Source organism: Paraburkholderia sp. CNPSo 3272 (assembly GCF_024206495.1).
In the GTDB taxonomy this organism is placed as follows: Bacteria; Pseudomonadota; Gammaproteobacteria; order Burkholderiales; family Burkholderiaceae; genus Paraburkholderia.
This window is the reverse complement of sequence record NZ_JAMBPQ010000005.1, coordinates 313,268-339,348: the sequence shown is the minus strand read 5'-3', so window position 1 is coordinate 339,348 and position 26,081 is coordinate 313,268. Positions and strand designations below refer to the sequence as shown.

22 protein-coding genes are annotated in these 26,081 nt (G+C 64.6%); 15 read left to right on the top strand and 7 right to left on the bottom strand.

What is annotated here, in order from left to right:
* Positions 1-87 precede the first annotated feature (87 nt).
* Positions 88-1,296, top strand: a complete 1,209-nt coding sequence (locus M3I53_RS09400) for a porin (RefSeq protein WP_254315665.1) — start codon at positions 88-90, stop codon at positions 1,294-1,296.
* A 151-nt stretch (positions 1,297-1,447) separates the two neighbouring features.
* On the opposite strand, the gene M3I53_RS09395 is transcribed toward M3I53_RS09400, so the two are convergent.
* The 4 genes from M3I53_RS09395 to M3I53_RS09380 form a co-directional block, all read right to left on the bottom strand.
* The gene (locus M3I53_RS09395) at positions 1,448-2,545 is read right to left on the bottom strand and encodes a PHB depolymerase family esterase (protein WP_254315664.1); all 1,098 of its coding nucleotides are present in this window, start codon (positions 2,543-2,545) and stop codon (positions 1,448-1,450) included.
* A 44-nt stretch (positions 2,546-2,589) separates the two neighbouring features.
* Complete coding sequence (locus M3I53_RS09390) at positions 2,590-3,027, bottom strand: CopG family transcriptional regulator (RefSeq protein WP_375542485.1); 438 nt, start codon at positions 3,025-3,027, stop codon at positions 2,590-2,592.
* A gap of 177 nt (positions 3,028-3,204) precedes the next feature.
* Positions 3,205-4,029: an NAD(P)-dependent oxidoreductase gene (locus M3I53_RS09385; protein ID WP_254315663.1), complete on the bottom strand. Its 825-nt coding sequence runs from the start codon at positions 4,027-4,029 to the stop codon at positions 3,205-3,207.
* Between the two features lie 70 nt (positions 4,030-4,099).
* Positions 4,100-5,356 carry an MFS transporter gene (locus M3I53_RS09380; protein ID WP_254315688.1) on the bottom strand — a complete coding sequence of 419 codons (1,257 nt, stop codon included), beginning with the start codon at positions 5,354-5,356 and terminating at the stop codon, positions 4,100-4,102.
* A 426-nt stretch (positions 5,357-5,782) separates the two neighbouring features.
* Here M3I53_RS09380 and M3I53_RS09375 point away from each other — a divergent pair, with 426 nt between their 5' ends.
* The 4 genes from M3I53_RS09375 (at position 5,783) to M3I53_RS09360 (ending at position 8,902) form a co-directional block, all read left to right on the top strand.
* Positions 5,783-6,517 carry a ribonuclease activity regulator RraA gene (locus M3I53_RS09375; RefSeq protein WP_254315662.1) on the top strand — a complete coding sequence of 245 codons (735 nt, stop codon included), beginning with the start codon at positions 5,783-5,785 and terminating at the stop codon, positions 6,515-6,517.
* 2 nt (positions 6,518-6,519) lie between these two features.
* Entirely contained in the window at positions 6,520-6,816 is a 297-nt protein-coding gene (locus M3I53_RS38425; protein WP_309249497.1) for a hypothetical protein, read from the top strand.
* A gap of 312 nt (positions 6,817-7,128) precedes the next feature.
* On the top strand, positions 7,129-7,818 hold the full coding sequence (locus M3I53_RS09365; RefSeq protein WP_254315661.1) for a FadR/GntR family transcriptional regulator: 690 nt from the start codon (positions 7,129-7,131) through the stop codon (positions 7,816-7,818).
* 25 nt (positions 7,819-7,843) lie between these two features.
* Positions 7,844-8,902 carry an alpha/beta hydrolase gene (locus tag M3I53_RS09360; protein WP_254315660.1) on the top strand — a complete coding sequence of 353 codons (1,059 nt, stop codon included), beginning with the start codon at positions 7,844-7,846 and terminating at the stop codon, positions 8,900-8,902.
* A 134-nt stretch (positions 8,903-9,036) separates the two neighbouring features.
* On the opposite strand, the gene phaP is transcribed toward M3I53_RS09360, so the two are convergent.
* On the bottom strand, positions 9,037-9,600 hold the full coding sequence (gene phaP / locus M3I53_RS09355; protein ID WP_254315659.1) for a TIGR01841 family phasin: 564 nt from the start codon (positions 9,598-9,600) through the stop codon (positions 9,037-9,039).
* 443 nt (positions 9,601-10,043) lie between these two features.
* Between phaP and M3I53_RS09350 the strand changes: the two genes are divergently transcribed.
* From M3I53_RS09350 to M3I53_RS09340, 3 genes are all read left to right on the top strand, one after another.
* The gene (locus M3I53_RS09350; protein ID WP_254315658.1) at positions 10,044-11,507 is read left to right on the top strand and encodes a catalase; all 1,464 of its coding nucleotides are present in this window, start codon (positions 10,044-10,046) and stop codon (positions 11,505-11,507) included.
* Positions 11,508-11,783: 276 nt separating this feature from the next.
* Positions 11,784-12,401: a cytochrome b gene (locus tag M3I53_RS09345; RefSeq protein ID WP_254315657.1), complete on the top strand. Its 618-nt coding sequence runs from the start codon at positions 11,784-11,786 to the stop codon at positions 12,399-12,401.
* Between the two features lie 20 nt (positions 12,402-12,421).
* Positions 12,422-13,894 carry a glycosyltransferase gene (locus M3I53_RS09340; RefSeq protein WP_254315656.1) on the top strand — a complete coding sequence of 491 codons (1,473 nt, stop codon included), beginning with the start codon at positions 12,422-12,424 and terminating at the stop codon, positions 13,892-13,894.
* A gap of 275 nt (positions 13,895-14,169) precedes the next feature.
* On the opposite strand, the gene M3I53_RS09335 is transcribed toward M3I53_RS09340, so the two are convergent.
* On the bottom strand, positions 14,170-14,898 hold the full coding sequence (locus tag M3I53_RS09335) for a DUF2459 domain-containing protein (RefSeq protein ID WP_254315655.1): 729 nt from the start codon (positions 14,896-14,898) through the stop codon (positions 14,170-14,172).
* Between the two features lie 287 nt (positions 14,899-15,185).
* Between M3I53_RS09335 and M3I53_RS09330 the strand changes: the two genes are divergently transcribed.
* The 6 genes from M3I53_RS09330 (at position 15,186) to M3I53_RS09305 (ending at position 23,193) form a co-directional block, all read left to right on the top strand.
* On the top strand, positions 15,186-16,592 hold the full coding sequence (locus M3I53_RS09330; protein WP_254315654.1) for a circularly permuted type 2 ATP-grasp protein: 1,407 nt from the start codon (positions 15,186-15,188) through the stop codon (positions 16,590-16,592).
* Between the two features lie 40 nt (positions 16,593-16,632).
* The gene (locus M3I53_RS09325; protein WP_254315653.1) at positions 16,633-17,586 is read left to right on the top strand and encodes an alpha-E domain-containing protein; all 954 of its coding nucleotides are present in this window, start codon (positions 16,633-16,635) and stop codon (positions 17,584-17,586) included.
* A 52-nt stretch (positions 17,587-17,638) separates the two neighbouring features.
* Positions 17,639-18,439 (top strand): transglutaminase family protein, encoded by an 801-nt coding sequence (locus M3I53_RS09320; protein ID WP_254315652.1) that lies wholly within the window; start codon positions 17,639-17,641, stop codon positions 18,437-18,439.
* Positions 18,440-18,482: 43 nt separating this feature from the next.
* Positions 18,483-19,364, top strand: coding sequence for a proteasome-type protease (locus tag M3I53_RS09315; protein WP_254315651.1), 882 nt, complete (start codon positions 18,483-18,485; stop codon positions 19,362-19,364).
* A 149-nt stretch (positions 19,365-19,513) separates the two neighbouring features.
* Entirely contained in the window at positions 19,514-21,211 is a 1,698-nt protein-coding gene (locus M3I53_RS09310) for an acid phosphatase (protein WP_254315650.1), read from the top strand.
* A 584-nt stretch (positions 21,212-21,795) separates the two neighbouring features.
* Positions 21,796-23,193, top strand: coding sequence for a sugar efflux transporter (locus M3I53_RS09305; RefSeq protein WP_254315649.1), 1,398 nt, complete (start codon positions 21,796-21,798; stop codon positions 23,191-23,193).
* A gap of 31 nt (positions 23,194-23,224) precedes the next feature.
* On the opposite strand, the gene M3I53_RS09300 is transcribed toward M3I53_RS09305, so the two are convergent.
* Positions 23,225-23,704 carry a hypothetical protein gene (locus M3I53_RS09300; RefSeq protein ID WP_254315648.1) on the bottom strand — a complete coding sequence of 160 codons (480 nt, stop codon included), beginning with the start codon at positions 23,702-23,704 and terminating at the stop codon, positions 23,225-23,227.
* Between the two features lie 745 nt (positions 23,705-24,449).
* Here M3I53_RS09300 and M3I53_RS09295 point away from each other — a divergent pair.
* A complete protein-coding gene (locus tag M3I53_RS09295; protein WP_254315647.1) occupies positions 24,450-25,994 on the top strand; it encodes an NADH-quinone oxidoreductase subunit M in 1,545 nt (514 codons plus the stop codon).
* Positions 25,995-26,081: the final 87 nt, after the last annotated feature.

The window sequence follows — 26,081 nt, the reverse complement described above, 5'->3', positions numbered from 1 at the left end:
TGATGCGCTCCCTGCCGGACAGGAGGCAATGCAGCAACCAGGGTTTTAACGAGTATCAAACCACAACGACTAAAGATAGGACTACCGATGAAAAAAACTATCCTCGCATCTACGCTTGGACTCGCCGCGCTGGGCGCACACGCGCAAAGCAGCGTCACGCTATACGGTATCGTCGACAACGGTATCGGTTATCAGAGCAGCTCGACATCGCTTGGCAAGACATCGGGCGGCCGTTCGGTCGTCAAGATGGCACAGGGCATCTGGGCAGGCTCGCGCTTCGGCCTGAAGGGCGGTGAAGATCTGGGCGGCGGCACGCGCGCGATCTTCACCCTCGAAGAGGGCTTTAACTCGGCAACCGGCGCGCAGCAGACCACGAATCTGATGTTCAGTCGCCAGGCCTTCGTGGGCGTCACGAACGCGAACTACGGCACGCTGACGGCTGGCCGCCAGTACGCTCCGTACTACACGCTGCTCTCGCCGTACAGCCCGACCACGTGGCTGACCGGCGCATACGGCGCCCACCCCGGCGACATCGATTCGATGGACACGATCTATCGCATCAACAATTCGCTGCTCTATACGTCGCCGAACATCGCGGGCCTGACCGTGAGCGGCATGTACGCGCTGGGCGGTGTGGCAGGCAGCACCGGCGCTGGCCAGACGTGGAGCGTGGCCGCGCAGTATCTGCATGGTCCGGCAGGCATCGCGGTGGGCTTCGAGCGCCTGAGCAACGCGGCGAACGGCGGCGGCCCATGGGATGCGAACTCGACGGCCAACAGCGCCGGCGAGCCGGGCGTTTCGGCGCTGACCAACGGCTTCCAGTGGGCGCAGACGCAACAGCGCCTCGCCGTGACGGCCGGCTACCAGTTCAACTCGCAGTGGGACATCTCGGTGGCCTACTCGAACGTCCAGTACATTCCGGGCGTGAACTCGCGCTTCGTCGACACGCAGATCTGGAACACGGGCGGCGTCGTGCTGCACTACAAGCCAATCACGGTGCTCGACCTGGCGGCTGGTTTCGCCTACACGCGCGCGACCAAGGCCAACGGTATCCAGAGCGCGGCTTCGTACGCACAGTACAACCTGTCGCAGTACTACACGCTGTCGAAGCGCACGGGTATCTACTTCGTCGAAGCGTACCAGCGTGCGGGCGGCCAGACGCTCGGCACGCCTGGCACGACCGGCGCAAGCCAGATCATCAACGCAACCGCCGACATCGGCGACGGCCAGAACAGCGCGCCGTCTTCGTCGCGCAGCCAGGTTGCGGGCGCGATCGGCATCATTCACCGCTTCTAGGAACATATCGAAGTCTTCACGCTCCGAAAGCAGTATGTCAGGCGGTGCCGGGTTGATAACCGGCACCGCCGTTTTTTTGCGGGCAGAGGTAGTAGAAGTATCGACTCGACTGACTTAAATGATGCACGGCATGACCTCGCGTTACCTTGCACTATGGATGTTGCGGATGTTCAAGGAAAAAACGGAGCATTTCACCGCTCGCGTCCGGCCCGCTCGCGTCCGTATAGCTCCCGCGCGCACTGCCGCCTGCCCAAGCGTGCGGCGCGCCGTGAATGGTCCATAACTCGGCATCCACGCCGTCGCGGGAAACCAGCCGCACTACCGTGCAGTCACGCCGGCCCGCCCCGCTACGACGCTCTTCGTCGATGCCATCGTGTTGTCGTTCGAAGCCGCGTACGATTCGCGCCGCATTCGACGGGTGAACCGTGGCATCGGCATCACCATGAAAAACGATCATGGGCCGTTGCGGCACAAACGAATGGCGTTGCGCGCGTCGCGCCTCTGCGGGATGCGTGCCGCCTTTCATCGCGGCGAGCGCAGTGGGTAAGTTATGCGCGCAACGCGCAGCGAGACCGGAATGTACGCCGGCCGCGGCGTACAGTTCGGGATACTCGCTAATCATGATTGCCGCCATTGCACCGCCCGCGGACAGGCCCGCCACATACACACGTGAAGGGTCGACATTGTGCGTGGCAATAATCTCCCGCGTGATTCCCGCGATCAGGGACGGCTCGCCGCGTTCGCGCGACTGATCACTTGGCCTGAACCAGTTCCAGCACTTTGACGGATTCGCCTGCTTCGGCTGCACCGGATACGCAACGAGAAACCGGTGACGCTCGGCGAGCGCATCCATCTGAGTACCGGCTGCAAAGTCGTCAGCGTCCTGGGTACAGCCGTGCAGCATTACAACGAGCGGCATCGGTGTGCTCGCGGTCTCTGCGGGCACATAGAGCCGATATTGCCGGCCGCCCGCGGCATTCGAATACAGGTGGACGCTGGAATGCCCGCGATCTTCGACATCTGTGCGTACCCGTTCCGTCGCACGCGGAGGGACGTCGTACCTCTTCGTCCGGTAAAGCGGGGCGTCCACGGGACTGGATACCGTTACATCCGACACGTCGTTCGCCCCCGGATTGCCTTCGCCGCGCAACGCGCGTTGTATTGCCGCCGTCGCTTCGGCGGGGCCCCGTGTACGCAGCAAGGTCATCGCTTCGTGCATCGAATTCAGAAAGCCTTCATTCAGTTTCATGGTCGTCCGGTGAGCAGAGTAGATGTCGGGTGGGGCGGCGTGGGCTACCGGATACGGTCGGCGAGCGCTGCCTTGACGGCAGGCGTGGCGTGATATGCCCCCAGCACCGCGATACTTCCAATCGTTGCGCGCGCAAGTTCCGGTGAGACGTCAGCCGCAATGCTTGCCAGCCCGAGCACCTGGATGTCGAGGCGCTCGCGCGCCGCGCGTACTGCCTCAAGATCCTGTCTGGAAAAATGCTGCATGCCGAGCACCAGCGCGCGGCGTGTGACCGTCTCCTGAACGACCTGAGCGTGCAGTGCAAGCTGGTTGCGGATGGCCGTCCGTATCAGGTCGGTACGGTTCGAATAGAACCCTTCTTCAACGAGAAGATCGATCTGACCAAGGTCTACCGGGACAAGATTGATCGTGATTTTTTCGGACTCTCCGCCTTTGGCGCGAGGTGTCTCGGGAATCGCAGCTTTTATCATTTTCCCATCCATGTACCATCCATATGGATGGTTATAGGATGGATTTTGCTGCAATGCAAGATTTTTCGCTTCGGCTGAAATCGTGCCAGTGCGCTCCCGGCAGCGTTGGCGCCATCGCCCCGCCGTGCTCCAGTACAAAAAAAAGCGCCCCCAGGGGCGCTCAAACGCAAACACCGGGGAAGCCGCGAATCACGACCGCTTGCCGCGCTGCTCCAACGGCGTGAAATCGAAGCTGGCAAAACTGCCGCCCTGATACCGCTGAGCCGTCGCGTCGAGCGGGTTCTGTTGCGCCAGAATTTCAGCGGCCCAGTCTTCCGAATTCTGCTTCGGCTCATAGCCAAGCCGTTTCGCGTCGTCGTGCGCGCCTTCCTGAATCCAGTAGCTGCGCGTGTTGTTCGACACGCCCCACACCACGGCAAAGCCGATCTCATCGACGTTGATCACACGATCGACGAGATGGAACAGATCCTCGTGGCCGAACCACGTGCTCAATTGACGGAACTCGGTGGGCCTCGGCAGGCAGCTGCCGATGCGCACGTTCACGGTTTCGATGCCGTGCTTGTCCCAGTACAGGCGCGCGAGCGATTCGCCCCATGCCTTGGAAAGTCCATAGAAACCGTCCGGGCGAAACGCGCAGTCGAGCGTGAGCTTCTCTTCCACCGGGTACATGCCGATCGCGTGATTCGAACTCGCAAACAGGATGCGCTTCGTGCCGTGGCGGCGCATGCCTTCGTAGACTTCGACGAGACCGCGCAGGTTGTTCTCGATGATCTCGGCCAGGGGACGCTCGACGCTCGTGCCGGCCATGTGGATCAGCACGTCCACGCCGTCGAGCAGGCGGTCGACCACGGCGGGGTCGCGCAGATCGCCGTGCATCACGTCTTCGCTTGCGACGAGCGGTACGAGCGGCTTCGAGCCGGCGGCGGAACGCAGGTTCACGCCGCGTTCGAGCAGGCCCTTGCGCAACACGGTGCCGAGCTGGCCGGCCGCGCCGGTCAATGCAACTTTCTTCACTGTGAATGTCCTCACGGTAGAAATGCCGAAAGCCGGCGCCCTCGCGGGCGCCGGCCGGTGAACGGGGCGATCAGGCCTTCACTTTATGCGAGGACTGAAGCGCGAGGTTGTCCGCGTTGTCTTTCTGCTCGTTCGAAATCAGTCGCCATGCCACGCAGGCGCCGATGATGTCGAACAGCATGAGGCACACAAACAACGGGTTATAACCGATGGTGCTCGCGACTGCGCCGACGATGAGCGAGAACACCGTCGCGCCGAGGTAGCCGAACATGCCGGAGAGTCCCGTGGCCGTGGCGACTTCGTGCTGGCCGAACACGTCCGATGCCAGCGTGAACAGCGCGCCCGAAATCGTCTGGTGTGCGAACGTGCCGACACAGAAGAGGGCGATCGCGGCGTAGGGGCTCGCAACGAGGCCCACGCAGGCCGGCCCGACCATCAGCAGCGCGCCGGTCGTGATGACGAGCTTGCGCGAAGTGATGAGCGAGCAGCCGAACCAGCGGATGAAGAGCGGCGCGAGGTAACCGCCCACGAGGCAGCCGAGGTCGGCGGCGAGGAACGGCATCCACGCGAACAGCGCGATTTCCTTCAGGTTCATGTGACGCACGGTGACCATGTACAGCGGAATCCACGCGCCGAAGGTCTGCCATGCCGGTTCCGCGAGCATGCGCGGAATGCCGATGCCCCAGAACCGGCGAGTCTTCAGCACTTCCTTGAATGAGGCGCGGCGGCCGCGGGTCGACTTCTGCGCTTCGGTCTGGCCTTCGCCGATGTAGTCGGCCTCTTCCTGCGAGAGCCGCGGGTGCTCCGCGGGCATTTTGAAGAACACGAGCCACAGCGCCACCCAGATCAGCGCGACGCCGCCGGTGAGCACGAACGCGAACTGCCAGTTGAACTTGAGAATGCACCACACGACGAGCGGCGGCGCGAGCATCGCGCCAATCGAGGTGCCGGTGTTGAGCCAGCCGGTCGCGACCGAGCGCTCCTTCGCCGGGAACCATGCGCTGATGGCCTTCATGCCGGCCGGGAAGATCGCGGCTTCGGTCATGCCGAGCATGCCGCGGAAAGCCGCGAGTGCGGGCCAGCTGCCGGCGAGGCCGTGGAGCATGTTGGCGATGGCCCAGCCGAACGCAAAGATCGCGAAGCCGATCTTGATGCCCACGGAGTCGAGCACGAAGCCGGCGATGGGCTGCGCGAGGGCATAGCAGGCCTGGAAGGCGGTGACCACGTACGAGTACTGCTGCGTGGTCATGTGAAGCGTTTCAGTCAGCGTAGGTGCGGCCACCGCGAGCGAGCTGCGCGCGAGGTAGTTGAAGATGGTGCCGATCATGATGAGGCCGATGATCCACCACCGCACCCCCTTGATTATCTTGCGTTGCACTGCTCGTCTCCTGCTGTTGGCGGGCTCTGACACGAAGCTGTGCCTGGCCGGGATGAAGGGCGGTGCCGCTGCGCATCGTGCTCTTCATGTAAGACATCATTCTATTTGGAGCCAAGTTGTAAAGCAAATAATGTGGTGCTGGGGATTTCCCTCATGCCGGATCGGCATCGGACGGGCGCCGCCGCTTGTGAATCTTTCGATGTCCTTCGCGCCAATGGGAAGGCCAGTCGTCATACATCCTGGAGTGACCCGCAACACAATCGCGGGTTGACAATTTCCGTGTTGTATTACAACAATGCGACCCATCCGCTCGACACTTTTTCGAGCCGCCGCCGCGCCACGCGCACCACGAAACACGACAACGGACGAGACACGATGACTTCCCCCGCCATCCCCGTGAGCGATGCCGCGCTCGAACAACTGCGCCACGTTTCCAACGCCACGCTCACCACGCAACTTTTCAAGCGCGGCCTGCGCAACGTCTTCCTGCAGGGCGTGAAGCCGCTCGCCGTGCCGGCGCCCGGCGCTCCCAACCTGGTCGGGCCGGCCTTCACGATGCGCAATATCCCGGCGCGCGAGGACCTTGACCAGCTGAGTGCGTTCCAGAACCCTGAGCATCCGCAGCGCAAGGGCGTCGAGACTGTGCCCGCGGGCGCGGTGCTCGTGCAGGACTGCCGCGGCGTGACGGACGCCGCGTCGATGGGCTCGATACTCGCCACGCGCATGAAGGTGCGCGGCGTGGCCGGCATGGTCTCGGACGGCCCGGTGCGCGACAGCGCGACTATCGCGGCGCTCGGCATTCCGGTGTTCTGCGCGGGCGCTTCGGCGCCGCTCAATCTCTGCAAGCACCATACGGTCGACCTGAACGTGCCGATCGGCTGCGGCGGCGTGGCCGTGTTTCCAGGCGATATCATCGTCGGCGATGCGGACGGCGTGGTGGTGATTCCGCGCCATCTGGCCGAGGAAGTCGCGCGCGACGCCACGGAGCAGGAGACGCTCGAGCGCTTCATCACCGAACGTATCGAGGCGGGCGCGGCGCTGCCGGGCACCTATCCGCCGAACGAGGCGACGCTTGCCGCGTACGAAGCGTGGAAGAAGGAGCAGCGTTGAGCATGCAGCACGAAGTGACGCTCGATGCGGTGTCGAAGCCGCCGGTGCGTCCGCTCGAGACCCACGATGCGCGGTGCTCGTCGGTTGGCGAGTGCCCCGTATGGCGCGCGGAGGAAAGCGCGCTTTACTGGGTCGATACGATGTGTGCGTTCGGCGGTGCCAACCTCGACGTGCTCTACGTCACGACGATCTGCCCGCCGCACACCGGCGAGCTGGACGGCCTCGTGTTCGCCATCGATGCCGGCGTGCGCGGCCTGCCCGAGCCCGCTTTCGCGGGTGCGCTGCTCGCGCCCGACTGACCTTTGCCCTTTACGCGTTCACGATATGCGGCAGTTTCGGAACCCGGCCGTCATCGAACTCGCACGCGGTGCGTCGCGACTACTCGTGAGAGCGAGAAAGCGGCGTTGCGCATCCGCGTGAGTGCGCTGCGCTCAGGCTAGCCGATGCAAAAGCGCAAACGGCCATAAATTGGCCGCAAATTGGTAAAGCGGGACGGAAAGAGCGGAAACTCCCGCAAATGGGGCCTGGCCGGGGGCGGGCGGACGCTATCGGCCCGCCATATGACTTACAATTGACGACACTCCTGACAACCCAAAGTGCACCGTCCGATCATGTCTGAGCAGAAAGCGCCGAATATGCCGGCGCGGATTTACAGCGACATCCTCAATCGCATCATCGAGGGCGAATACAAGGAAGGGGAGCGCCTGCCGACCGAGCACATGCTCGCGGAGCGCTTCGCGACCTCGCGCCCCACGGTGCGCGAGGCGCTTGCCCAGCTGCGCGCGGACGGCATCATCGCCACGCGCCACGGCTCGGGCACGACGGTCATGCGGCGTCCCGATCCGGACGTGCGCCGCTTCGCGCCGCTCGAAACGCTGTCGGACATTCGCCGCTGCTACGAATACCGCGTGGTCGTCGAAGCCGGGGCGGCCTCGCTGGCCGCGCAAAAGGCCGAAGACGAAGACATCGCCGCGATCCAGCGCGAGTGGGACAACCTGCAGACCATCGTCGAGACCTCGGGCATCGGCGCGAAAGACGACTTCGCGTTCCATATGGCCGTGGCGCGCGCCTCGAAGAACCAGTTCTTCATCACGGCGCTCTCGGGCATCCAGGAGCAGATGGTGTTCAGCATGAACCTGTCGCGCAACCTCTCGCTCGTGAAGTCGGTCGAGCGGCAGCGCCTCGTGCAGCAGGAACACCTCGAAGTGCTCGAGGCGATCCAGGCGCGCGACGCCGAACGCGCTTCCACCGCCATGCGCGCGCACCTCGAGCGCGCGGTGAACCGGATGTTTGGCTCCTGAGCCCGCCTTCGCGGCGCGCGCCTTCATGAGTTCAAACGCTCTGCGCCGGCTGGCTGGTGTGACTGCCGCGATCGCGGCGAGCGCGCTGATCGTTGCGCCGGCACTCGCGCAGGCGCGCCCCCTGCGTCCCGTCAGTGTGATCGCCGACGCGCGCATGCCAGTCGATACCCCGGCAGGCCACGCGCAACTTCCGCTTTATCTGAGCGCGGACTGGAACGTGCCGCAGCCCGCCGTCCAGCGCGCGGTGGTCATCGTTCATGGACGGCTGCGTAACGCCGATACCTACTTTCGCACCGCGCAGCATGCGCGCGAGCTGGCGGGCGTCGATCCGGCGGGCACGCTGCTCGTCGCACCGCAGTTTCTCGCCACCGCCGACGTGAGCGCGCACCACGCAGCGGGCGATCTGCTGAGCTGGCGCGGCAACGCGTGGATGGCCGGCGCGGATGCCGCGAGCGGCGCGCCGGTGAGTTCGTACGCCGTGCTCGAGGACATTGCGCGGCATCTCGCCGACCGGCGTCTGTTTCCCAATCTGAAAACGATCGTGTTCGCGGGGCACTCGGGCGGCGCCCAGGTGCTGCAGCGCTACGCGATCGTCGCGAGCACGGATGCGCTCACCGCTGCGGGGATCGACGTGCGTTTCGTGGTGGCAAGTCCGTCGTCGTATGCGTATTTCGACGCGCAGCGGCCCGACGCGAGTGGCGCGCCAGTGGCATTCGACGCCTCGCGCTGTACGGACTTCGACCGCTGGAAATACGGGATGGAGAACCGCCCGGCGTCCATCGCCGGGCGCACGCCCGCACAGCTCGAAGCGGACTACGTGAAGCGGCGCATCGTCTACCTCGCGGGCGGCAGCGACGACGACCCGGCCTCTGTATCGCTCGACAAGAGTTGTGCTGCACAGGCGCAGGGCCCGCAACGCGTGGCCCGAGCGCAAGGCTTCTACCGCTACCTGCAAACCCGTCACCCGGACGGCCTGAACCAGACGTTTCACATCGTCCCCGGCGTGGGACACGATGGCGCGCGCATGCTCACGTCGAGTTGCGCATTGGCGACGATGTTCGATACGGCAGGCTGCGCGCCTTGACTGTCAGCGCCGCGTCGCGCTGGACTCACCAATAGCAAACGGGCGCGGAACTCGCATTGCACGAGATCCACGCCCGTCTTCAGTCCGGCTGGCGGCTGCTGTTGCCCGCGCCAGCGGAAAGTGAAGCGTAACGCTTAGGCAGCCTGCTTGGCGGCGCGCGCCGACGCTTGCGCGACAGCCTTCGTTGCGGCCTTGCCGGCGGCGTCGAAATTGCTTTCCGCGAATTCCACAGCCTGCTTCGCAGCCTTGTTCACCGACGAGTACGCGTTGCTGGCGGCGTTCAGCGCCGACTTGATCGCAGCGACAGCGGCTTCCGAGCCGGCCGGGGCATTCTTCGCGGCGTTGTCGACGAGCGTTTCGAGCGCGCGCTGCTGCGTTTCGTACTGCGACTGGGCGGCGGTGGCGAATTCGGCTTGCGTGGCCGAAACGATGCCGTAGACGCTGCGGCCATAGGCCAGCACCTTTTCAGCGGCGGGCTGGGCGAAGCCGGCTTGCGCGGCGAAGAAGCCTTGCGGGTCCTTGGCCGAGAGCGCGCGCTGAGCTTGTTCCTGACCTTCGGCGAACGCCGCGCGGGCCGTTTCGATGTTGAGTTCGGCGAGCTTGATCGCGCCTTCGAATGCCTTGCTCGTCAGGCCGAAGAGGGCCTCGAGACCGGCTTTCTGGTTGGCGGCGAATTGTTCGGGGGTCGGCAGGTTCATGTCTCTTTCCTTTGGGGACGCTACGCGTCGGTTTCGGTTACGAAAACAAGCTTCGGTTCGATCACCGGTTCGCGCAGAGAAAGTTTTGTGCGATGCAGCAATCGAGTTCATGGTAACCCATTCATAAAATGTGTCAAGCACTTTTTGTGCGTCGCAACAATTATGTAAACGCTTGATTTGGGGTGGAAATTTCCAACATGCCGGCAGGCGCCTCGGTTGGGCTGCACGATGCGTGAACCGCTTGAGCGCAGCGCTTTGCGTCTGCGCGCAAAATGGCCGTTCCCTCGGGTGAGCGCCCGGTGCCGAAGGTAACGCCAGCGCGCAGCCCGGGTTGGTCCCCCAATCTAGCGGTGGCGGCCCCGACTGCGGCTCGAACCTGCTTTCGCAGTCGAACAGGCGCGGTGCGCGCAGCCGCCATGCGCGAATCCATCAGGAGAGCGGTAATGGGTGCATCGAACGACAAGTCTCGCGGTCATTCCACGACGAGCACGGGCGCGCCGGCTGTCAGCGACCGCAACTCTCTCACGATCGGTCCCGACGGCCCGATCGTGCTGCACGACGTGCATTTCCTCGAGCAGATGGCGCATTTCAACCGCGAGAAGGTGCCCGAGCGCCAGCCGCACGCGAAGGGCGCCGGCGCGTTCGGCGAATTCAAGACCACCGAGGATGTGTCGCGCTACACGAAGGCCGCCCTGTTCCAGAAGGGCGCGGCCACGGAAATGCTGGCGCGCTTTTCGACCGTCGCGGGCGAAATGGGCAGCCCCGACACCTGGCGCGACGTGCGCGGCTTTTCGCTGAAGTTCTACACGACCGAGGGCAACTACGATCTCGTCGGCAACAACACGCCGGTTTTCTTCGTGCGCGACCCGATGAAGTTCCCGCACTTCATCCGCAGCCAGAAGCGTCTGCCCGACTCGGGCCTGCGCGACGCCCAGATGCAATGGGACTTCTGGACCAATAATCCCGAATCGGCGCACCAGGTTTCGTACCTGATGGGCGAGCGCGGCCTGCCGAAAACGTGGCGCCATATGAACGGCTACGGCTCGCACACCTATATGTGGGTGAACGCGAAGGGCGAGAAGTTCTGGGTCAAGTACCACTTCCACACGAACCAGGGCATGCAGTTCTTCACCAACGCCGAAGCCGCGGCGATGGTGGGCGAGGACGCCGACTTCCACCGGCGCGATCTGTTCGATGCGATCAAGCGCGGCGAATATCCGTCGTGGACGCTCTCCGTGCAGGTCATGCCGTATTCGGAAGCGAAGCAGTACCGCTTCAATCCGTTCGATCTCACGAAGACGTGGTCGCATAAGGACTATCCGCTCATCAAGGTCGGCACGATGACGCTCAACCGCAACCCGGAGAACTTCTTCGCGCAGATCGAGCAGGCCGCGTTCTCCCCGGGCAACACGGTGCCGGGCATCGGCCTCTCGCCGGACAAGATGCTGCTGGGCCGCGCGTTCGCCTACAACGACGCTCAGCGCGCGCGTATCGGCACGAACTTCAACCAGCTGCCGGTGAATCGTCCGAAGGTGCCCGTGCAGACCTACATGTTCGACGGCAACATGGCCTACGAACATAGCGGCAACGCGCCGACTTATGTGCCGAACAGCTTCGGCCGTCCGTGGGCGGATACGACGGGCGCGGCGGACGACGGCTGGGAAGCGGACGGCGACATGGTGCGCAGCGCCTACTCGCTGCATGCCGAGGACGACGATTTCGGCCAGGCGCACGATCTCGTGCGCCACGTCTTCAACGACAGGCAGCGCGAGGCGCTGATCCAGCAGGTCGTGGCCAGCCTGACCGGCGTGGGCAGCCCCGTGCGCGAGCGCGTGTTCGACTACTGGAAGAAGATCGACGCCGAAGTGGGCGCGCAGATCGAAGACGAGGCGGGCAGCGGGAAGTAAGCCGCCGAAGCCGCGCGAGAGCCGGAATGGGTTGCACGACCCGTTCCGGTTTTTCTTTTGTGCGCGGCAATTCGAGGGGCGTCGCATGACGGCCGGCCGCCGCCAAACTGGCGGAACCGTCATCTGGCGGATTCTGCAGCGTCAGGGACGAGGGGGCATAATGCGCGAGTCGCCGTGTGGGCAGCATCGCGCAATCCAGCCGGCGGACCGCGCGCGGCGGGAATAAATTTGCCGCTCCGGGTGTTATCCCTACTGATCCGCAACGGCCAAGCCCACGTGAAAACTCCCCTTTCCGCCGAATCCCCGTTTGTCGGTACCGACGCCGGCGCGCAGAAGTACACGCGCGTTGCCGTGCTATTGCACTGGTTGATCGCGCTACTGATCCTCACGAACGTGGCGCTGGGCCTGACTGCCGCGCTGCTGCCCGACGGCGCGCTTTCGGACACCGCCATCCGCTTCGTGATCGATACGCACAAGTCGATCGGCATTACCGTGCTCGGGTTGGCAATCCTGCGCGTGCTGTGGCGTCTCACGCATCGTCCGCCGGAGTTGCCCGCCGCATTTCCGGGCTGGGAGCGCGCGTCAGCCCACGCCGCGCACGTCGCGCTCTACGTGCTGATCTTCGCGATGCCGCTTTCCGGCTGGCTGCACGATTCCGCATGGGTCGCAGCGGCCTCGCATCCCATGTATCTCTTCGGGCTCGTGCAATGGCCGCGTATCGGCTTCATCATGGACCTCGATGCGGCCACGAAGGAACAGCTGCACAACCAGTTCGGTGCGCTGCACACGGCGTGCAGCTATGCGCTCTATGGCGTGCTCGCGCTGCATATTGCGGGCGCGCTCAAGCATCAATGGATCGACCGTCATTCGGTGCTGCGCCGGATGATGCCGTGAGCAACAGGTAAGGGTACGACTTGAATAACTCGCTTGAAGAGGCGCTCGCCCGCACGTCGCCGCGGCTAGTGCCGCCTCCCACGCCATTCGCGAGCATCGCCATCCACCTGGGCGTCATGGCGCTCTGGTTCGTGCTGTTCGCGCGCGCGTTCTTCCTGCAAGGCGTGGTCGCGTGGTCCACGGGCATTGCCTATGTCGTCTACGACACGGTGTTGCTGCTGTTCGTCGCCTGGAAGGCGCGCGTGCTGCTTGCACCAGCGCCCGCGGGCGCGGCCGCGGCCGCGGCCGCGGCGAAGCTGCCGACGCTCGGCGTGATCGTCGCCGCGCACAACGAAGCGGCCGTGCTGCCGATAACGCTCGACGCGCTGTTCGCGCAAACCCGCGCGCCGCAGCAGATCGTGATTGCGGACGACGGCTCGAGCGACGGCACGGCTGCCTTGCTCGCCGAGCGTTATGGCCTGGCCGACCCAGGCGTTGGGCAGTTGAGCGCGCCTTCGCCGCGGTACCCGAATCTGCGCTGGCTGAAGCTTGCGCACGGCGGCAAGGCGCGCGCGCTCAACGCGGCACTGCTTGCGATCGCAACGGAAACGGTCATGACCGTGGACGCCGATACGCTGCTCGAGCCCGACGCCTGCGCCGCGATGGCGAACGCATTTGGCCGCGAGCCGGCACTGGTCGCGGCGGCGGGCCTGCTCACGCCGGTTTGCGACCATACGTTGAGCGGCCGCTTTTTCCAGTGGTTCCAGACCTACGAATACATCCGCAATTTCATTTCGCGCTTCGCGTGGATGCGCGCCGACAGCCTGCTGCTCATCTCGGGCGCATTTGCGGGCTTTCGCCGCGATGCGGTGATGGCCGTGGGCGGCTTCGACGCGGATTGCCTCGTCGAGGACTACGAACTGATTCACCGCTTGCGCCGTTATTCGGCGCGCAAGGGCTTAAGCTGGGACGTGCGCGTGCTCGGCACCGCCCGCGCGCGCACCGATGCGCCCGGTACGCTCACGACCTTCCTGCGTCAGCGCCGCCGCTGGTTCGCGGGCTTTCTGCAAACGCAGTACTGGTATCGCGACATGACGGGCAACCGCAAGTACGGCAAGCTCGGCCTCATGATGCTGCCCGTGAAGGCATTCGACACCGTGCAGCCCATTTATGGATTGACGGCGTTCGCGCTGTTGATCGGCTTCTTGTTCGACGGCCGCTTCACGATCGTGCTGCCGGTGCTCGGCGTGATAGTCGGCAAGATCGCGATCGACCTCGCGTTCCATTTGTACTCCGTACATCTTTACCGGCGCTGGAGCGGCGACCGCACGCACGCGAGTTTCGGCATGGCGTTCCTTGCCGCCATCTTCGAGCCGTTCTCTTTCCAGTTGATGCGCCACGCCGGCGCGGCGCTCGGCTGGCTGCATTTCCTGCTCGGGCGGCGCAAGTGGGGCGTGCAAAGCCGCACCGGGCTGGCGGCGGCGCGCAACCGCGAGAGCGCGGCGTCGCAATGATCTGATTTCCGTGGCATTCGACTTGCTCCGAAGTTAAAGGGCCGCGCCACGCGCGCGGCGCCGGCCTTTAAATCGGTCAGGGAGAGTCAAATGCATCGAATCAACGTCCTCGCTTTACTATTGCCGCTCGCACTTTCAGGGTGCCTGTCGTTCAGCAGCAGCGATCCCAACCCGCCGCCGCCGCGGACCGTCGTCGTCCCGCAGGAGCCCGCCACCGAGCCGCCGCCGCCCCCGCCCCCGCCGGGTGCGGCTTGTGTTGCGCCTTGCTGATCCATTCACCGACTTGCGGCAGCGTTGTGCATCGCACTGTCTGGCGCTTTCGTTTCCAGCGCGTGCCGCACTTCGCGCATCAGGCTGCTCGCGAACAGGACGTCCGGTACATCGTGGAGACCTGCCGACCGCAATGCTCGCGCCGTCCACGTGTTGCAGGTATGCAAGGCGTCGTAAGTCCCTGACGCCGCGAAATAGACGCTGCCCGCATAGGGTCCGTCGGCGAGGCGATGCGGCGCGCCGTCCGCATCGGTTTCCAATGAAATGCGCAGATAGCGCTGAACGCTGGCAAGTCCCGCATCGTCCACCGGCACCTCCACGACGTTCTGCGAGCCGAAGGCCGCTTCCGGGGCCACGCGCAGCACGGTCATCAGCACGGTAGCCTGGCTCGGTATGAGCGCGCCGATCATCGTCAGCGGATCGTGGCGGCGTTCCACTACGAACTGTCTCTCTCCAAAGCCGAAACACAGAACGCTTGCGTCGTGGAAGCCGCGCGCGAGTGCGTCGACCCAGACATCGGCGTCGTGCGCACGCAGGCAGATGTCGGTGTGCCAGTCGCGCTGGACGACGGCAACGGACGTCCGCGTTGGCCCATCATCGGCCACTCGTTCGATCGCGGCCGGCAAGGGGCCGCCCATGTTCGTGCATGCGCCAAGCGCGAGCACGATCACGCAAAGCGCTTGCGAGGCGGCATTTTTCGTACGACGCTCGATGACGCAGGTCGCTTCGGTCATTGGAACTCAAGGCCCTCCAGTTGCATGCTGTGGCTGCATGCGACGTGCCGCGCCAGCGCATTGCACCAGCTTGGAGCGCAAATGCGGCGCAGCATTGTCATTGCCCCGTTTCGGCACTGCCAGGCCCGACCGCTTTGCACCAATCGAGCGCATGCAACATGGCCCAAGCGATGGCATACGCCTTGCTTTTTGTTCGTACCGCACCGCGCAACGCATTTCGCCTCATTCATGAGACGAAACGCGGCGGCGCCGATGACGCAATTGCACTCACGCGCGAGAACGAACCGATGCAAGTCCATGACGAAATGCGCGACGAGGGCGCGGTGCGCCCGCACTACGAACGCTTCCAGCAATGGCTGGAGAGGCAGACTGGCGAGACGATGGCGCGCAAGCGCGCCGAGGCGGACCTGTTGTTCAGACGGGTCGGCATCACGTTCGCGGTGAACGGCGACCTCTCCGGCACCGAACGGCTCATTCCCTTCGACCTCATTCCACGCATCTTTCCCGCAGACGAATGGGCGCTGCTCGAGCGTGGACTGCGCCAGCGCGTGCAGGCGCTCAATCTGTTCCTGCACGATGTCTATCACGAGCGCAACATCGTACGCGCCGGCGTGATTCCGGCCGAGCAGGTCTACACCAATGCGCAGTACCGGCCGGAGATGCAGGGCATCGACCTGCCACTGGGCGTGTACGCGCATATCGCGGGCATCGACATCGTGCGCGATGGGCGCGACGGCGCGTTCTACGTGCTCGAAGACAATCTGCGCGTGCCCTCCGGCGTCTCGTACATGCTCGAAAACCGCAAGATGATGATGCGGCTCTTTCCCGAGTTGTTCGTTCAGCACAAGGTGGCGCCGGTCGCGCACTATCCCGATCTGCTGCTCGATACGCTGCGCTCGGTGGCGCCCGAAGGCGTGGACGATCCGACCGTCGTGCTGCTCACGCCTGGAATGTACAACTCCGCGTATTTCGAGCATACGTTCCTCGCGCAGCAAATGGGCGTCGAGCTGGTGGAGGGCAAGGATCTCTTCGTGGAGGACAACTATGTATTCATGCGCACGACGCAGGGACCGCGTCGCGTGGACGTGATCTACCGGCGTGTGGACGACGACTTCCTCGATCCGCTGGCATTTCGCTCCGACTCCGCGCTCGGCGTGCCGGGGCTGCTCACGGCGTACCGCGCGGGCCGTGTCGTACTCGCCAATGCAATGGGCGCGGGCGTGGCCGACGACAAGTCGATCTACCCGTACGTGCCCGACATGATCGAGTTCTATCTCGGCGAAAAGCCGATCCTGAAGAACGTGCCGACGTGGCAATGCCGCCGGCCTGATGATCTCGCCTGGACGCTCGAACATCTCCCGGACCTCGTCGTGAAAGAGGTGCACGGCGCGGGCGGCTACGGCATGCTGGTCGGTCCCGCTTCCACGCGCGAGGAAATCGAGGCGTTTCGCGCCCGGCTGCTCGCGCGGCCAGGCAATTACATCGCGCAGCCCACGCTGTCGCTGTCGGCTTGCCCGACCTTCGTCGAAGCGGGCATCGCGCCGCGTCATATCGATTTGCGGCCCTTCGTGCTCTCCGGCAAGACGATCCAGATGGCGGCTGGCGGCCTCACGCGCGTGGCGCTCAAGGAAGGCTCGCTCGTCGTCAACTCGTCTCAGGGCGGCGGGACCAAGGACACATGGGTGCTCGAATGATTTCACCGGCCATACCACACGCACACGAAGAGGTTCGACCATGCTGAGCCGCACTGCCGATCATCTGTTCTGGATGGCCCGCTACATGGAGCGCGCGGAGAATACCGCGCGCATGCTGGATATCAATCTGAAGGCGCTCCTGCTGCCCGGCAGTGCGGACGCCGAAGCGCGCACGCATCGTGCGATGCTGCGGATCTCGGAACTCGAGCCCGCCTTCGATGCGCGCCACGAGGAAACGACGAGCAGCAACGTGCTCGAGTTTCTCGTTGCGGATCCAACGAACCCGTCGAGCATCTACTCGTGCCTCCAGGCGGCCCGCGAAAACGCGCGCGCGGTGCGCGGCACGCTCACCACGGAATGGTGGGAAACGATCAACGACACGTGGCTTCAATTCGTCGAGCTGTTGCGCGGCAGTGAGCTGGAGGCGCGTCCCGATGCGCTGTTCGAGTGGGTCAAGTTCCGCTCGCATCTGTCGCGCGGCGTGCGCCTGGGCACGGCGTTGCAGGACGACGCGCTCTTCTTCACGCAGCTCGGCACGTTCCTCGAACGCGCGGACAACACGGCGCGCATTCTCGACGTGCGTTTCGTCGACGTGGAAAATGCCGACTCGCGCTCGGCCGCGCGTCAGCTCGAGGACTTCTACTACTGGACCTCGATTCTCAGCTCGGTTTCCGCGCTCGAAATCTATCGCAAGGTTTACCGCGACGTGGTGACGCCCGCGCGCGTGGTGGAGCTGCTCATCCTCAACCAGCAAATGCCGCGCTCGCTGCTGGCGTCGCTGGATGGCGTCTGCACGAATCTCGCGATGCTGCGCACCGACAGCTCGCGCGAAGTCGAGCGTACCGCGGGCAAGCTGCGCGCCGAGCTGCTTTATGCGGACCTGCGGCAGATCTTCTCCGCGGGCGTGCATACGTTTCTCACGCAATTTCTCGCGCGCGTGTACGAGCTGGGCAACCAGGTGGCGCGCACCTATCTGATGTTGCCGGTCGGTTAGCGCGATTGCGCGCTCATCGACATCCCAATCGTCTCGATGGAGGATTGACGTCATGCAACTCTCGGTCCGGCACGACACGGTGTACCGCTACGAGGCGCCCGTGCACTATTCGATCCAGCAGTTGCGGCTGTCGCCGCTCACCACGCCCACGCAGATCGTCAAGCAATGGCAGGTCGAGGCGCCGGGCAAGCTCGACGCGTGCCGCGACGCCTATGGCAACGCGCTGATGACGCTGGTGCTCACGCGTCCGCATCGGGAAATTCGTCTGCGCGTGCGCGGCGAAGTCGAGACCGTGGCGCTGCCCGACGGCCGGCTGCCCGAAGGCGAGGGTATGGTGCCGACGCACCATTTCACTTCGCCGACGCGGCTCACCGAAGCCGACGAGGCACTCACGGAATTCGCGTTCAGCCTGCCGTCGCTGGACGACACTGCGGCCATACTCGACGCGGCCTCGCGCATCACGGAGCGCGTGCGCTACGAGCCCGGCGTCACGGATGTGACGCACACCGCGGCGGATGCGCTTGCGCTAGGCCGTGGCGTGTGTCAGGACCACGCGCACGTGATGCTGGCGGTTTGCCGCGCGCGCGGCGTACCGGCGCGCTACGTGAGCGGCTATCTCGACCCCGGCGACGTGCCCGAAATGGCGAGCCACGCATGGGTCGACGTGTGGCTCGACAACGGCTGGGTGACGGTGGACGTCACGCACGCGTGTTTCGCAAGCGAAAAATATTGCCGGATCGCGGTGGGGCGCGACTATGACGCAGCCGCGCCGGTTCGCGGCCGCCGCGTGGGCGGCGCCGGTGAAACGCTCGATGTCAGCGTGCACGTGAGCGCGCAACAGTCGCAGCAATAGTTTTGCCGCTATAACAAAAAGAGCGGCGAGGTCAGGGAGGCGCATGACGTACTGTGTGGCAATGGCAGTGGATGAGGGGCTCGTGTTTCTCGCGGACACGCGCACGAATGCGGGTGTCGATCACGTCAGCACGTCGCGCAAGATGGCCGTGTTCGAAGAGGCCGGCGAGCGTGTGCTTGTGCTGCTCGTCGCGGGCAATCTGGCCATCACGCAGGCGACGCTGCAGGTGCTGACCGAGCCGCAGGACGCGGGGCGCGCCACGCTCTGGAACGCGCCTTCCATGGTCGAGGCTGCGCGCGTGGTGGGCGAAGCCGTACGCGAGGTGCACCGGCGCGACGCGGAAGCGCTCAAGACCTTCAACGTCGACTTCAACTGCAGTTTCATTCTCGGCGGCCAGATCGGCGGCCATGCCATGCGGCTGTTCCAGATCTACGCGGCCGGCAATTTCATCGAGACGTCGAGCGTCAATCCGTATTTCCAGATCGGCGAGTCGAAGTACGGCAAGCCGATCATCGATCGCGTCCTGACGCCGGGCACGCCGCTCGACGAGGCCGCGAAGTGCGCGCTCATCTCCATGGACTCGACGCTGCGCTCGAATCTCTCGGTCGGCCTGCCGCTCGACCTGCTCGTGTACGAGCGTGACGCGCTCCGTGTCACGCGATATGCGTCGCTCGATCAGTCGAATGCGTATTTCCAGATGATCCATTCGACGTGGGGCGAGCGGCTGCGCCAGGTCTTCGGTGAGATTCCCGATCCGCTCTGGACCGACGAAGGCGATGTGCCGCGCCACGAGCGCACGACGTTGCCCAGCGCCCCGCGCGCCGCGCATGAGGGGCACGCGAGCGAACCGCGTCCCGCGCAAACGCTCGCGCAAGCCCAGCCGCACGGCGCCGCAAGCGCACCGCGTATGCCGCGCGGCGGCTAAAAGGCCTCCTCCGGTGCAGCGCTTGCGCGCTCCCTTTTTGCTATGCCACCCGCTGAACCGGTATCCTGCTGCGTAATATTCGCGGTACGCCGCGCGCAATGCGCGTCCCCTCGACTCGCCCTGACGGGCATGGCACCGGAGGCAGGCTGATGAAGCAGAACGACGAACCAAAGAACGGGCGTCCCGAAGAACCTTCCATTCCCGCCGGTCCGGACGATCCCGCGCGCCGCCGTGTGCTCGGCGGGCTGGCGGCGGTTGGCGTGGGCCTCGCGCTCGGCGGCTGCGAGACGCCGGCGCAGAGCGCGGCGGGCGCGCCGCGCAGCGCCGCGGACGCGCGCGTCGATGCCGCGTTGCGCGACCAGGTGCGCCAGATCGTCGTGATCTACGCGGAGAATCGCAGCTTCGTCAACCTGTACGGCAACTATCCCGGCGTGCAAACGCCGCTCGCGAATGTGAGCGCCGAGCGCTACGCGCAACTCGATCGCGACGGCAAGACGCCGTTGCGGCAGCTGCCGAAGATCTGGGGCGGTCTCGTGCCCCAGGCGCAGGAGCTGGATGGCAAGCGCTACATGATCGCGGAGCATCAGATCACGGGTCTGTCCAACCGTCCGTTCCGTATCGTCGATACGCACGGCAATCCGCTGCCGAACGGCATCATCACGCGGGACCTGATCCATCGTTTCTATCAGAACCAGATGCAGATCAATGCGGGGCGCAACGACCAGTTCGCCGCGTGGGGCGATTCGGGCGGCCTCGTCATGGGCTTTTACGAGAACTCCGCGCAGACGCTGCGGCTCTGGAATATCGCGCAGCAGTACACGCTCTGCGACAACTTCTTCATGGCCGCGTTTGGCGGCTCTTGGCTCAACCACATCTTCCTGATCTCGGCGCAGGTGCCGCAATACCCCGATATCCAGACGAGCGCCGCCAAGCATCTCGCCTCCGTCGTGGAGGGCGACGATCCCACCGGCACGCGCCTGAAGCTCGCGCCGAACTCGCCGGCCTCGGCGCTCGACGGGCCGCCGAAGTTCGTGAACGACGGCCTCTTCACGCCCGACGGCTACGCCGTCAACACGATGGCGCCGCCGTATCAGCCGAGCAACGTGCGCCCGTCGGAAGACGGCAACCCGGCGCTCGCTGATCCGGCCAATCCGCGCGTGCTGCGCCCGCAGACCTATGCGACGATTGGCGACCGGCTCTCGGCGAAGGGCGTCGACTGGGCCTGGTACAGCGGCGCCTGGCAGTACGCGCTGGACCATCAGGACACAGGCGCGGTGCCGGACTTCCAGTATCACCACCAGCCGTTCAACTACTTTGCCAACTTCGCGCCGGGCACGGCCGCGCGCGCGCGTCACCTGCGCGATGCGGGCCTCGGCGACGATCCGTCGACCAACCGTCTGCTCGCGGACATCGACGCAGGGCGCTTGCCTGCCGTGACGTTCTACAAGCCGCAGGGCAACCTGAACATGCACGCCGGCTATGCGGACGTCGAATCGGGCGACCGCCACATCGCGACCGTGATCGAGCACATCCAGCGGGGCCCGCAATGGGCGAACACGATGATCGTCGTGACGCACGACGAGAACGGCGGCTGGTGGGACCCGGTCGCGCCGCCCTTGGGCGACCGCTGGGGTCCGGGCTCGCGCATCCCGGCGCTCGTGATCGCGCCGTTCGCCAAGAAGGGCTACGTCGATCACACGTTCTACGACACGGTCTCGATCCTTCGCTTCATCAGCCGCGTGCATGGGCTCGCCCCGCTCGACGGCGTGGCCGCGCGCGATCAGACGTTCCTCTCACGGGAGCAAACGCCGCCGGGCGATCTTACGGCGGCACTCGACCTGGCCTGAGCGCTGCGCGTCTTGATGCAATCGGGGAAGAGACGGCAGTGGCCGTCGCGAAACGTTTGCGCCGGAGCCCCGGCTGCCCATCCGGAGCGCAAATTGATGCAACCGCGACACAAGCGACGAACTCTCTATCCGATCAATGAGTTGGCGCGCTCGCCAGGCGGTTATCAACAGGTTTGTCACCAAAAACTGTGGACAACTTTCCTGCGCAAAAAACATGCATTTTTCATGTCGTTTGCGAGCTTCCCGTTTCCATTCAATGGCTTGATGCGGATGTCCCGAACTTGCTAACAGGTCTCTCAACAAAATCTGTGGAAAACCCTCCGCGCGTTTCCCCCCAAAACGCCGCCGCTGCAACAAACGGCAACGCTGCGCACAATCCGAATCGCATCAAGCACTTGGTGCAGTCGTCCCAGGGTTACGCACAAGGCTGTCCCCCAAAGTTGTGGATAGCGCACCCAGATGTTGATCGCTGCGGGCTCAACCTTGCACAGTGTGGGAGTTCGGCCCGATAATCGCCGTCGATATGGCCGTCGTGTTACCGCGCGTGCACGGCCAACTCCCTTCTCGCCATTACCCGCCGCGCCGTGCTCAAAAACTCGCGCTTTGCCGGTCTTCTGCGTATTCCTGGTTTCCTGCCACTCGCCGGCGCCACCCTGATGCTCGGCGTCGCGATGTCCTTCACAGCACCTTATCTCTCGCTGTTCGGCGTCGAGCGCGCCGGCATGACACCGTTCCGGCTCGGCGTGTTCATGACCGCCATCGCTACGAGCGGCGTCATCGCGAGCACGGCAGCGGGCCGCTGGAGCGACGCCACCGGCAAGCACCGAACCCTGCTGCTCGTCTCGCTGAGTGCCGCCACGCTCGGCTATCTCTGCTTGTGCGTCGTGCGCGATTACCGGCTTCTGCTGCTCGTGGGCATTGCGTTCATCGGCGCGGGCGGTTGCGCGCTCTCACTCGTGTTCTCGTTCAGCCGCGCGGCGCTGCCCGCGCGCGACGACGCCGAGCGGACCTTCGCGAGCGCGACGTTGCGCACGATCCTGTCCGCCGCGTGGGTGTTCGGGCCCGCGGTCGGCGCGCTCGTGCTGGCCGCCACGAACTTCTACGGGCTCTTCCTGTTCGCGGCGGCGAGCTTCGCCGCTTGCGGCACGATCGTCTGGCGCATGCGCGAGCCGCGCCACGACGAACACGCCACACAACATCTGATGGCGCGTCCCACCTCCGGCGAAGTCGCGCAGAAGATCGATGCGCAAAGCGCGGCGCAGTACGAGGGCCAGCCGCTCACGCAGGCCGAAGTGCAGCCAGGTGCGCCACGCGACCCCGCAACGTTTCCGGCGGCGGCAACGGCAAAAGCGAAGGCCAAAGCTGCGCGCGCGCCGGTGCCCGCCGCGGAGGGTTCGCAGAAAGACATCATGCGCGCGATCGTTGCGCTCACACTCATCGGGCTGGCCGCCAACGCGACGATGATCGTGCTGCCGCTCTACATCGTGCATGGCCTGCAGGGCACGCGCATCGACGTGTCGATCATGCTCGGCCTCGGCGCGCTCATGGAGATACCGATGATGCTCGCGCTCGGCGCGCGCGCCTCGGTGCTGGACAAGCCATGGTGGCTGGCCGCGTGCGCTGTGGTGCATGCCGTCTACTTCGTCGCCATGTCGCTGGCGCCGGGCGTGCACGCGTTGATCCCGATGCAGATCCTCAACGCCTTCGTGGTGGCCGTCACGTCGTGTCTCGGCATGACGTTCGTGCAGGATCTGATGCCGTCGTCGCCGGGGCGGGCAACCGCGCTGTTTTTCAACGCGTCGCGGCTCGGCTCGATACTGTCGGGCGTGCTTTCGGGCATGCTCGTGCAGGCGTTCGGCTATCGCGGCACGTTTCTTTTCTGCAGCGCGCTCGTGTTGTTCGCCGTGCCCGGCGAGCAGTATCCAAAGATGGCGCGTGCCGTGCGGCGTTATCTGCGTGAGCGTTCAGGCAAGCGGGATTGATTCATGCCGTGCAGGCCAGTCAGTGCCTGTGTCAGTGCATGTAGGTGACGCGGCGCGAGCGGTCGCTCAACCGCACTCCCGCGTCGAGCAGCGCGATGGCGAACCAGCGCGCGGTCTTGAGCATGCCGCTTACGCTCGGCGTCGGCAGCCAGTCGTTGAGCAGTTGCACGGCGGCCTCGCTGCGCGTGGACTGCAGAAGCGCGATCACCTGCAGCAGCGAGCCTTCGTCCTTCGCGAGTTCGGAGGCGCAGCGGCAGCGTGTGTCGAGCGGGCGGCACGAGGCGCGGCACAGGGTGCCCATCAGCAGATCGAAATAGCCGAAGCCTTCCGCACCGAGCCCCGCATCGGCGAGCACGCCGCGCCAGCTTTCGGCCTTGGCGTAGGCGTCGCAGTGCGGGCGCAGCCAGGTGCGCACCGCGCGCAGGACGGTCTGCTCGGCGGTGTCGGGATGATGGACGAAGGTGTCGTCGATCAGCGTGTCATTTCTCGCGAAAGGGGCGGTGTAGTTCATGGAGCCTCCGGTCCCGCACAAATCATTCGGGTGGCGCCGGGTCGTCCGGCATGGGCTGTATTCTGGGACAGATTTCGTCTAAATGCAAATGATTATCATTTGCGAAAGAATTGACGGGAACAGGATGATCTCGCGCAGTCGGGAAGGGACTGTTCCAGCCAGCGCCCTTAATTTCGAGGATACAAGTCGCTAAAGTGCCGGCCATGCGTGTTCCAGTGTTCTGGCGCAACGTGAGAGTTGGCCCCGGCCCCATGAAGGCCGGGGCTTTTTTTTGCACCGCGCAAGGGCGCGCGGGTGGGCCTGGCACATGTTCTAGAGGCCGCCGGGCGCCATGCTCCGATGCATAAGTCATTGAACCGAAAGAAACAAGTAAGGTATTATTCTGGCCGCGCAGCGTGACGGCCTGCCGCGCGTCACGGCGCCCCGGAGGTCGAAACCGCTGTTTGCGCGGTCAAAAATGTGCGGTAACAAGCCATTTGTTGTTTTTTCTCTTAGTACGTTTTTGAATAAAAACAATGACTTGCGTCAATCGTGGATCCGGCCCGTGTTGTTGCGCTGCAAAACTTCCGTATTCCGTTTACCCTCGTTAACCCTTGAACGTGTGTTGCATTTCGCCTCGTCGCTGACAAATACATTACAGCCAGCCTGGTTCGATTTTCACCCCGCGTCAATCTTTCAAGTTGCTTGCGCACCTGAACGTGCGCCGTGGAAGCTATTTGCTCCGCATTTTTGAGGTCCTGTTGAAATGCAATCCGTTCCATTCCTGAGTCTGGCGATCTGGATTCCCATCCTGTTCGGCGTGGCCGTGCTGCGCCTCGGGTCGGATCGTCACCCGCAGCGTGCCCGCTGGCTGTCGCTCGTTGGCGCCGTCGTCGGTCTGCTGCTGACCCTCCCGCTCATCTCCGGCTTCGACAACCACGCGGCCGGCATGCAGTTCGTCGAATTCCGCGACTGGCTGCCTGAGTTCGGCGTGGCGTGGCGACTCGGAATCGATGGCATTTCGATGTGGCTCGTAGTGCTCACCGCGTTCACGACGCTCGTGATCGTGATCGCCTCGTGGGAATCGATCACGGTGCGCGTCGCCCAGTACTTCGGCGCGTTCCTGATTCTCTCGGGCCTGATGGTCGGCACCTTCGCCGCGACCGACGGCATGCTGTTCTTCGTGTTCTTCGAAGCCACGCTGATCCCGCTGTACCTGCTGATCGGCACGTGGGGCAATGCCCGCCGCACCTACGCCGCGGTCAAGTTCTTCTTCTTCTCGCTCGCCGGCTCGCTGCTGATGCTGGTGTCGATGCTGTACCTCTACAGCCAGTCGCACACCTTCGACATGTCGGTGTGGCACAGCCTCACGCTCGGTTTCATCCCGCAGATCCTCGTATTCATCGGCTTCTTCGCGGCCTTCGCGGTGAAGGTCCCGATGTGGCCGTTCCACACCTGGCTGCCCGACGTCCACCTCGAAGCGCCGACCGGCGCGACCGTGATGCTGGCCATGCTGAAGCTCGGCGGCTACGGCTTCCTGCGCTTCACGCTGCCGATCACGCCCGACGCTGCACACTTCTTCGCGCCGGCCATCATCACGCTCTCGCTCGTGGCCGTGGTCTACTCCAGCCTGCTCGCGCTCGCGCAGACCGACATGACCAAGCTGCTTGCGTACTCGACGGTCGCCCACATGGGCCTCGTCACGCTCGGCCTGTTCCTCTTCAACCAGATCGGCACCGAAGGCGCGATCGTGCAGATGATCTCGTACGGCTTCGTCTCGGGCGCCATGCTGCTCTCGATCGGCGTGCTGTTCGATCGCACGAAAACGCGCACGATCTCGGCTTACGGCGGCGTCGTCAACGTGATGCCGCGCTACGCCACCTTCATGATGCTGTTCTGCATGGCCAACCTCGGCCTGCCGGGCACGTCGGGCTTCGTGGGCGAGTTCATGGTCATCATGGGCGCGATCCGCGTGAACTTCTGGGTCGGCGCGATCGCCGCGACGACCGTCATTCTGAGCGCTGCGTACACCCTGTGGATGTACAAGCGCGTGATCTTCGGCGCTGTGGCGAACAAGGGCGTTGCGAAGCTGGCCGACATCGGCCGCCGCGAAACGCTGATCTTCGCTTCGCTCGCAGCGTTTGTGCTCGCAATCGGCCTCTACCCGAAGCCGATGACCGACGCGATCGAGCTCTCGGCGGCGAACCTCGTCAGCCAGGCCGGTCGCAGCAAGCAACCCGTCGACGAAGGAGCGCCTGCTGACGCAGTGCGTGCAGGCACGGACGTTCGTGCTTCGCACTCGCCGACGTGATCACTGAAGATTGACGGCGCAACCAACGCGCCGCATCGCCTCCCGGCGCTGCGGCGCGTTGTTGCGTCCAAGGGTTTTCGAATTTTG

What these genes read in the sequence shown, in the direction of transcription:
- M3I53_RS09350 (WP_254315658.1), top strand. Translation starts at nt 10,044, where the DNA reads ATGGGTGCATCGAACGACAAGTCTCGCGGTCATTCCACGACGAGCACG.
- M3I53_RS38425 (WP_309249497.1), top strand. Translation starts at nt 6,520, where the DNA reads ATGCAGCACGAAGTGACGCTCGATGCGGTGTCGAAGCCGCCGGTGCGT.
- M3I53_RS09300 (WP_254315648.1), bottom strand. Translation starts at nt 23,704, where the DNA reads ATGAACTACACCGCCCCTTTCGCGAGAAATGACACGCTGATCGACGAC.
- M3I53_RS09335 (WP_254315655.1), bottom strand. Translation starts at nt 14,898, where the DNA reads ATGACCGAAGCGACCTGCGTCATCGAGCGTCGTACGAAAAATGCCGCC.
- M3I53_RS09315 (WP_254315651.1), top strand. Translation starts at nt 18,483, where the DNA reads ATGACGTACTGTGTGGCAATGGCAGTGGATGAGGGGCTCGTGTTTCTC.
- M3I53_RS09400 (WP_254315665.1), top strand. Translation starts at nt 88, where the DNA reads ATGAAAAAAACTATCCTCGCATCTACGCTTGGACTCGCCGCGCTGGGC.
- M3I53_RS09320 (WP_254315652.1), top strand. Translation starts at nt 17,639, where the DNA reads ATGCAACTCTCGGTCCGGCACGACACGGTGTACCGCTACGAGGCGCCC.
- M3I53_RS09380 (WP_254315688.1), bottom strand. Translation starts at nt 5,356, where the DNA reads ATGATCGGCACCATCTTCAACTACCTCGCGCGCAGCTCGCTCGCGGTG.
- M3I53_RS09395 (WP_254315664.1), bottom strand. Translation starts at nt 2,545, where the DNA reads ATGAAACTGAATGAAGGCTTTCTGAATTCGATGCACGAAGCGATGACC.
- phaP (WP_254315659.1), bottom strand. Translation starts at nt 9,600, where the DNA reads ATGAACCTGCCGACCCCCGAACAATTCGCCGCCAACCAGAAAGCCGGT.
- M3I53_RS09365 (WP_254315661.1), top strand. Translation starts at nt 7,129, where the DNA reads ATGTCTGAGCAGAAAGCGCCGAATATGCCGGCGCGGATTTACAGCGAC.
- M3I53_RS09310 (WP_254315650.1), top strand. Translation starts at nt 19,514, where the DNA reads ATGAAGCAGAACGACGAACCAAAGAACGGGCGTCCCGAAGAACCTTCC.
- M3I53_RS09325 (WP_254315653.1), top strand. Translation starts at nt 16,633, where the DNA reads ATGCTGAGCCGCACTGCCGATCATCTGTTCTGGATGGCCCGCTACATG.
- M3I53_RS09390 (WP_375542485.1), bottom strand. Translation starts at nt 3,027, where the DNA reads ATGGATGGGAAAATGATAAAAGCTGCGATTCCCGAGACACCTCGCGCC.
- M3I53_RS09295 (WP_254315647.1), top strand. Translation starts at nt 24,450, where the DNA reads ATGCAATCCGTTCCATTCCTGAGTCTGGCGATCTGGATTCCCATCCTG.
- M3I53_RS09375 (WP_254315662.1), top strand. Translation starts at nt 5,783, where the DNA reads ATGACTTCCCCCGCCATCCCCGTGAGCGATGCCGCGCTCGAACAACTG.
- M3I53_RS09330 (WP_254315654.1), top strand. Translation starts at nt 15,186, where the DNA reads ATGCAAGTCCATGACGAAATGCGCGACGAGGGCGCGGTGCGCCCGCAC.
- M3I53_RS09360 (WP_254315660.1), top strand. Translation starts at nt 7,844, where the DNA reads ATGAGTTCAAACGCTCTGCGCCGGCTGGCTGGTGTGACTGCCGCGATC.